This window comes from Mesorhizobium sp. M0293 (genome assembly GCF_040321735.1).
Lineage (GTDB): Bacteria > Pseudomonadota > Alphaproteobacteria > Rhizobiales > Rhizobiaceae > Mesorhizobium.
The window spans coordinates 1-5,670 of sequence record NZ_JAMYSA010000201.1 but is presented as its reverse complement, the minus strand read 5'-3'; the positions used below and the strand labels follow the sequence as shown (position 1 = coordinate 5,670).

At 63.3% G+C, this 5,670-nt stretch carries 5 protein-coding genes; 3 read left to right on the top strand and 2 right to left on the bottom strand.

The window, feature by feature from the left end; all coding sequences use genetic code 11:
* Positions 1-1,493: ATP-dependent helicase HrpB (hrpB, locus tag NKJ06_RS34065; RefSeq protein ID WP_352812307.1), on the bottom strand; the 1,493-nt coding region annotated here is incomplete at its 3' end.
* Positions 1,494-1,650: 157 nt separating this feature from the next.
* Complete coding sequence (locus NKJ06_RS34060; protein WP_352812305.1) at positions 1,651-1,941, bottom strand: hypothetical protein; 291 nt, start codon at positions 1,939-1,941, stop codon at positions 1,651-1,653.
* 30 nt (positions 1,942-1,971) lie between these two features.
* Here NKJ06_RS34060 and NKJ06_RS34055 point away from each other — a divergent pair, with 30 nt between their 5' ends.
* The 3 genes from NKJ06_RS34055 to NKJ06_RS34045 all read left to right on the top strand — a co-directional run bounded on the left by NKJ06_RS34055 (position 1,972) and on the right by NKJ06_RS34045 (position 5,418).
* On the top strand, positions 1,972-3,303 hold the full coding sequence (locus tag NKJ06_RS34055) for an ABC transporter substrate-binding protein (RefSeq protein WP_352634343.1): 1,332 nt from the start codon (positions 1,972-1,974) through the stop codon (positions 3,301-3,303).
* Positions 3,304-3,523: 220 nt separating this feature from the next.
* Positions 3,524-4,471: a carbohydrate ABC transporter permease gene (locus tag NKJ06_RS34050; protein ID WP_502905673.1), complete on the top strand. Its 948-nt coding sequence runs from the start codon at positions 3,524-3,526 to the stop codon at positions 4,469-4,471.
* The gene (locus tag NKJ06_RS34045; protein WP_352634341.1) at positions 4,468-5,418 is read left to right on the top strand and encodes a carbohydrate ABC transporter permease; all 951 of its coding nucleotides are present in this window, start codon (positions 4,468-4,470) and stop codon (positions 5,416-5,418) included. Before NKJ06_RS34050 ends, NKJ06_RS34045 begins: the two co-directional genes overlap by 4 nt.
* Positions 5,419-5,670: the final 252 nt, after the last annotated feature.

The window sequence follows — 5,670 nt, the reverse complement described above, 5'->3', positions numbered from 1 at the left end:
CCCCTCAAGGGGGAGGGTGAGGCCTGTCTCGCCAACCGCTGGGCGAGCTGCCGCGCGGCGGTGGCACGCGGCGTTCGTTCCGAGCGAAACCGCATCAGCTGCCGCTCCAGATCGGCGCCGTCGCCGCCAAGCCCACGTTCAGTCAGCAGCACGGCGAGCATGGCCGCCTCGAAGGCGTGGCCGCTGCTGGCTGCCTCGGCGACCATATGCGCCAGCCGCACCGGCAGAGCGAGCCTGCGCATCGCCGTGCCCGCTTCCGTCAGACGGCCTGCCTCGCCTATGGCATCCAGTGCGTGCAGCAGCGCCCTTGCCTCATTGAGCGCTGGCGTCGGCGGCGGATCGAGAAAGGCTAGCCCTGTCGGATCGGCGACGCCGAAAGCGGCGCAATCGAGCAGCAGGCCGGACAGGTCGGCCTCCAAGATCTCGGGTGGCGTGAAGGCCGGGAGCGCAGCCGTCTGCTCGGCCCGCCACAGCCGGATGGCGACGCCAGCTTGCGTGCGACCGGCACGGCCGGCGCGCTGGTCGGCGGAAGCCTTGCTGACGCGCACGGTCTCCAGCCGGGTGAGGCCACTGGCCGGCTCGTAGCGCGGCAGCCGCGACAGGCCGGAATCGATGACGACCCGCACGCCGTCGATGGTGATCGAGGTTTCGGCGATCGAGGTGGCCAGCACCACCTTGCGACGGCCTGAAGGCGCCGGTTTGATCGCCGCGTCCTGCGCCTTGCCGTCGAGCATACCGTAGAGCGGCACGATGTCGGTGTCCGTGCCGACCTTTCCGGCCAGCCGCTCGGCGGTGCGCTCGATCTCGCGCTGGCCGGGCAGGAAGCCAAGCACGCTGCCGCTTTCGTCGGCAAGCACCGAGCGGATCGCCTTGGCCATGGCGTCCTCGATGGTGGTGCCAGCGGGGCGCTCGTCATAGCGGATGTCGACAGGAAAGGCGCGGCCCTCGCTCTCGATCACCGGCGCGCCCGACAGCAGTTTCGCGACGCGCGCGCCGTCGAGCGTCGCCGACATCACCAGTACGCGCAGATCCGGGCGCAGCGCGCCCTGCACGTCGAGCGCCAGCGCAAGACCGAAATCGCCATCGAGCGAACGCTCGTGGAATTCGTCGAAAATGACAGTCGATACGCCGGGCAGTTCAGGATCGTCGAGGATCATCCGCGCGAGCACGCCTTCGGTGACGACCAATATCCTGGTCTTTGCCGAAGTGCGGTTCTCCATGCGCATTGCGTAGCCGACGGTGGCGCCGGGCTCCTCATCAAGCAATTCGGCCATGCGGCGGGCGGCGGCGCGCGCGGCGAGCCGGCGCGGTTCGAGCAACACGATCTTACCAGTGCCCAGCCAGGATGCGTCGAGCAGCGCCAGCGGCACCAGTGTCGTCTTGCCGGCGCCGGGCGGCGCCACCAGCACGGCGTTGTTGCCATCGCGGAGCGCTTCGCCCAGCGCCGGCAGCACGGCGGAAACAGGAAGCTCGGGCAAGGGCTTTGTCGTCATCGCGTCCGCATATCAGCGCTGACGGTCGCCGTGCAACCGGTGCCGGCTTAAAGCCGGGTGCGCGAAAACGGGTTTCAGCGCACGGTACCCAGCCGCGCTTCCTCGCGCACCATGGTCAGCAGGCCGGCTCCACCGACGACCGCCAGGCCGACCAGCGTCAGCCCGTCGGGTATTCCTGGAAGAACAATGCGCCAAGGATCACCGCCCAGGCGATCTGCGAATAATGCGTCGGCGTTGGCTGCACGGCTACGAACGCCCGACGAGCGAGCAGCACTTTTTCCAACGTTTTCAGACACCGCCCCCGGCATGCTGCGACGCAGCAACGAATTCGCTTGCCTTGTTTAGTAAAAATTGCATCACTAAACAAATTACTAAACATCTGCGGTGCTGTTGCGCCGCCATGTTTAGGCCCCTGAGGAGAGGGGTTGAAGGCTCTTGAAACCGTCATCCGGGCGCGTTTCGCAAATGGGAGGAAGGCATGAAATCGAGCTTGAAACTGGCGTTGGGACTGACCTCGGCGATTACAGCGTCGACAGCCGTCTTGAACGTCGCGCACGCTGAAGACCTGACGCTGTGCTGGGCCGCCTGGGACCCGGCAAACGCGCTTGTCGAACTGTCCAAAGATTTTACCAAGGAAACCGGCATCGGCATGAAATTCGAATTCGTGCCGTGGACCAACTATGCCGACCGGTTCCTCAACGAGCTGAATTCGCATGGCAAGCTGTGCGACCTGATCATCGGCGACAGCCAGTGGATCGGCGGCGCCGCCGAGAACGGCCACTACGTCAAGCTGAACGACTTCTTCGACAAGGAGAAGATCAGCATGGACGACTTTGTGCCGGCAACTGTCGTCGGCTATTCGGAATGGCCGAAGAACACGCCGAACTACTGGGCGCTGCCGGCCATGGGCGACGTCGTCGGCTGGACCTATCGCAAGGACTGGTTCTCCAAGCCGGAACTGCAGAAGGAATTCAAGGAGAAGTACGGCTGGGATCTCGGCCCGCCGGCCACCTTCGACCAGTTGAAGCAGGTCGCCGAATTCTTCCAGAAGCGCGAGATCGACGGCAAGACCGTCTATGGCGCTTCGATCTACACCGAGCGCGGCTCGGAAGGCATCACCATGGGCGCCATGGACGTGCTCTACAGCTACGGCTTCCAGTACGAGAACCCGAAGAAGCCTTACGAAATGGAAGGCTTCGTCAACTCCGACAAGTCGGTGAAGGGCCTGGAGTTCTACAAGGCACTCTATGATTGCTGCACTCCGCCTGGCGCCTCGAACAGCTACATGGGCGAAGGCGTCGATGCCTTCAAATCCGGCCAGGTGGCGATGCATATGAACTTCGCCTTCACATGGCCGGGCCTGCAGAAGGATGAGAATGTAGGCGGCGACAAGATCGGCTACTTCGTCAATCCGAAGGGTTCCGACGGCGAGCAGTTCGCCCAGCTCGGCGGCCAGGGCATTTCGGTGGTGTCCTATTCCGACAAGCAGGAAGCGGCACTGAAATACATCAAGTGGTTCGCCAACAAGGACGTGCAGTCCAAGTGGTGGTCGCTCGGCGGTTATTCCTGCCTCAACGCGGTGGTCAAGGATCCGGCCTTCCCGGCGAGCCAGCCCTACGCGCAGACCTTCCTCGACTCGATGGCCATCGTGAAGGACTTCTGGGCCGAGCCGAGCTACGCACCGCTGCTGCAGGCCTCGCAGAAGCGCTTCCACGACTATGTCGTCGCCGGCCAGGGATCGGCAAAGGACGCACTGGACGGCCTGGTCAAGGACTGGACGCAGGTCTTCGAGGACGATGGCAAGATGTAACCGGCTCCTCCCGAGCTAGGCCCAGAGGCGGATGATTTTTAGGTCGAATCGACCAGAAATCATCCGCCTCCAGGGATAAAAAGAGAGAGCATGATGTCGTCCGAAAACCGCTGCACACTTTTCGGCATCATGCTCTTGGTCCCGTGCCGCCCTTGGCACGGGACGCAGTTCCGATAAATTCCATGACAGAGACGACCAAGTGACCGAAGCAGGACTCACCATGCTCAATCGGACCGCGGATAACGTTGCCCGGGCGACCCCGGAGCCGTTGGCCCGCAAGGTCCGGGGCATCAGCGACAAGGGCCTCGCCTGGCTGTTCATCTCGCCGACGATCCTGTTGCTGCTGGCCATCAACATCTTCCCGCTGTTCTGGGCGATCTATCTGTCGTTCACCAACTACCGCGCCAACCGGCCGAACGAAGTGGTGAAGAACCTCGGCTTTGCCAACTACCAGCGTATCCTCGGCGATAAGGATATCTGGATCGCCATGCAGACGACGGCGCATTTCGTGTTCTGGACCATCCTGCTGCAGACGCTGATCGGCTTCACGCTGGCCTGGCTGATCGACCGGAAATTCCGCGGCCATGCCTTCTGGACGACGCTGATCCTGGTGCCGATGATGCTGTCGCCGGCGGTGGTCGGCAATTTCTGGCGCTTCCTCTACGAGCCGCAGATCGGCCTGTTCGCCTATGCCATCTCGTTCGTCACGTGGATCCCGCCGACGGATATCCAGATGCTCTCCAACGTGTCGCTGGCGCCGTGGTCGATCATCATCGTCGACACCTGGATGTGGACGCCCTACGTGATGCTGATCTGCCTCGCCGGGTTGCGCTCGATCCCCGAATACATCTACGAGGCCGCCGAGGTCGACCGCGCCTCGAACTGGCGGCAGTTCTGGTCGATCACGCTGCCGATGGCGCTGCCCTTCATCATGCTGGCGGTGCTGTTTCGCGGCATCGAGAACTTCAAGATGTTCGACATGGTCAACCTGTTGACCGGCGGTGGGCCGGGCTCGACCACCGAGGTCGCCTCGATCACGCTGAAGCGGCAAGCCTTCGAAAGCTGGCGCACCGGCTATTCCTCGGCCTTCGCCATCATCCTGTTCGTCGCAGTGTTCGGGCTGGCTAACATCTACGTCAAGGCGCTCAACAAGGTGAAGCAGAGATGAGCCTGACCACAGCCCATTCGGTCGTCGCACCCTCGGCCAACTCGAAGCGCATCGCCGGCGCGATCATCATTGCCTATGCGCTGATCTCGATCGTGCCGCTGCTGTGGATCTTCGCCACCAGTTTCAAGACGCCACCGGATTCGATCGCCTATCCGCCCAAGATCCTGTTCCAGCCGAGCCTCGAAGGCTACTGCAACCTGTTCACGACGCGGACCCGGCAGACGCCGGAATACATCAACTCGCTGGGCCCGGCGACGGGCTTCTGCGACGAGACCACGCGCAAGCGCAACATGGTGATCGCCGGTCCGTCCAACTTCCTGCCGCGTTTCGTCAATTCGCTGATCATCGCCTTCGGTTCGACCTTCTGCGCGGTGTTTCTCGGCACGCTGTCGGCCTACGGCTTCTCGCGCTTCAAGGTGCCGCTGGCCGACGATCTTCTGTTCTTTATCCTGTCGACGCGCTTCATGCCGCCGATCGCCGTCGCCATTCCGATATACCTGATGTACCGCGAGCTTGGCCTGTCCGACACGGCACTCGGCATGATCCTGCTCTACACGGCGGTCAACGTGTCGCTGGCGGTGTGGCTGCTGAAAGGCTTCATCGACGAGATCCCGCGCGAATATGAGGAAGCGGCGATGATCGACGGCTATACGCGGCTGCAGGCCTTCTGGCGCACCGTGCTGCCGCAGGCGACGACCGGCATCGCCGCCACCGCGATCTTCTGCCTGATCTTCGCCTGGAACGAATATGCCTTCGCAGCGCTCCTGACCTCCGGCACGGCGCAGACCGCGCCGCCCTTCATCCCGACCATCATCGGCGAAGGCGGCCAGGACTGGCCGGCGGTGGCGGCCGGGACAACGATCTTCCTGGTGCCGATCCTGGTCTTCACCATCCTGCTTCGCAAGCAATTGCTGCGCGGCATCACCTTCGGCGCGGTGCGCAAATGATTGATGTGGGAATAAGAGACCGCCGGTGTCACCGTTTCCCTTCTCCTCGTTCACGGCTACGGGATCGACACATTTGCGAACGCTTAGCATTTAGCGATAGCGCGCATGGCAAGCGGGCACATGTATCGTCTGGCGCCGCGCCAGGTCGACCCCCACTCCGTCGCGCGGGGCAAGCCCCCACAACACCCCACCGCCGGGGAGGAGTGCGGTTTAAACCACGACCCGCCCCACCGACGCGGAAGAAAGGGGCGT

What these genes read in the sequence shown, in the direction of transcription:
- NKJ06_RS34060 (WP_352812305.1), bottom strand. Translation starts at nt 1,941, where the DNA reads ATGACGGTTTCAAGAGCCTTCAACCCCTCTCCTCAGGGGCCTAAACAT.
- NKJ06_RS34055 (WP_352634343.1), top strand. Translation starts at nt 1,972, where the DNA reads ATGAAATCGAGCTTGAAACTGGCGTTGGGACTGACCTCGGCGATTACA.
- NKJ06_RS34050 (WP_502905673.1), top strand. Translation starts at nt 3,524, where the DNA reads ATGCTCAATCGGACCGCGGATAACGTTGCCCGGGCGACCCCGGAGCCG.
- NKJ06_RS34045 (WP_352634341.1), top strand. Translation starts at nt 4,468, where the DNA reads ATGAGCCTGACCACAGCCCATTCGGTCGTCGCACCCTCGGCCAACTCG.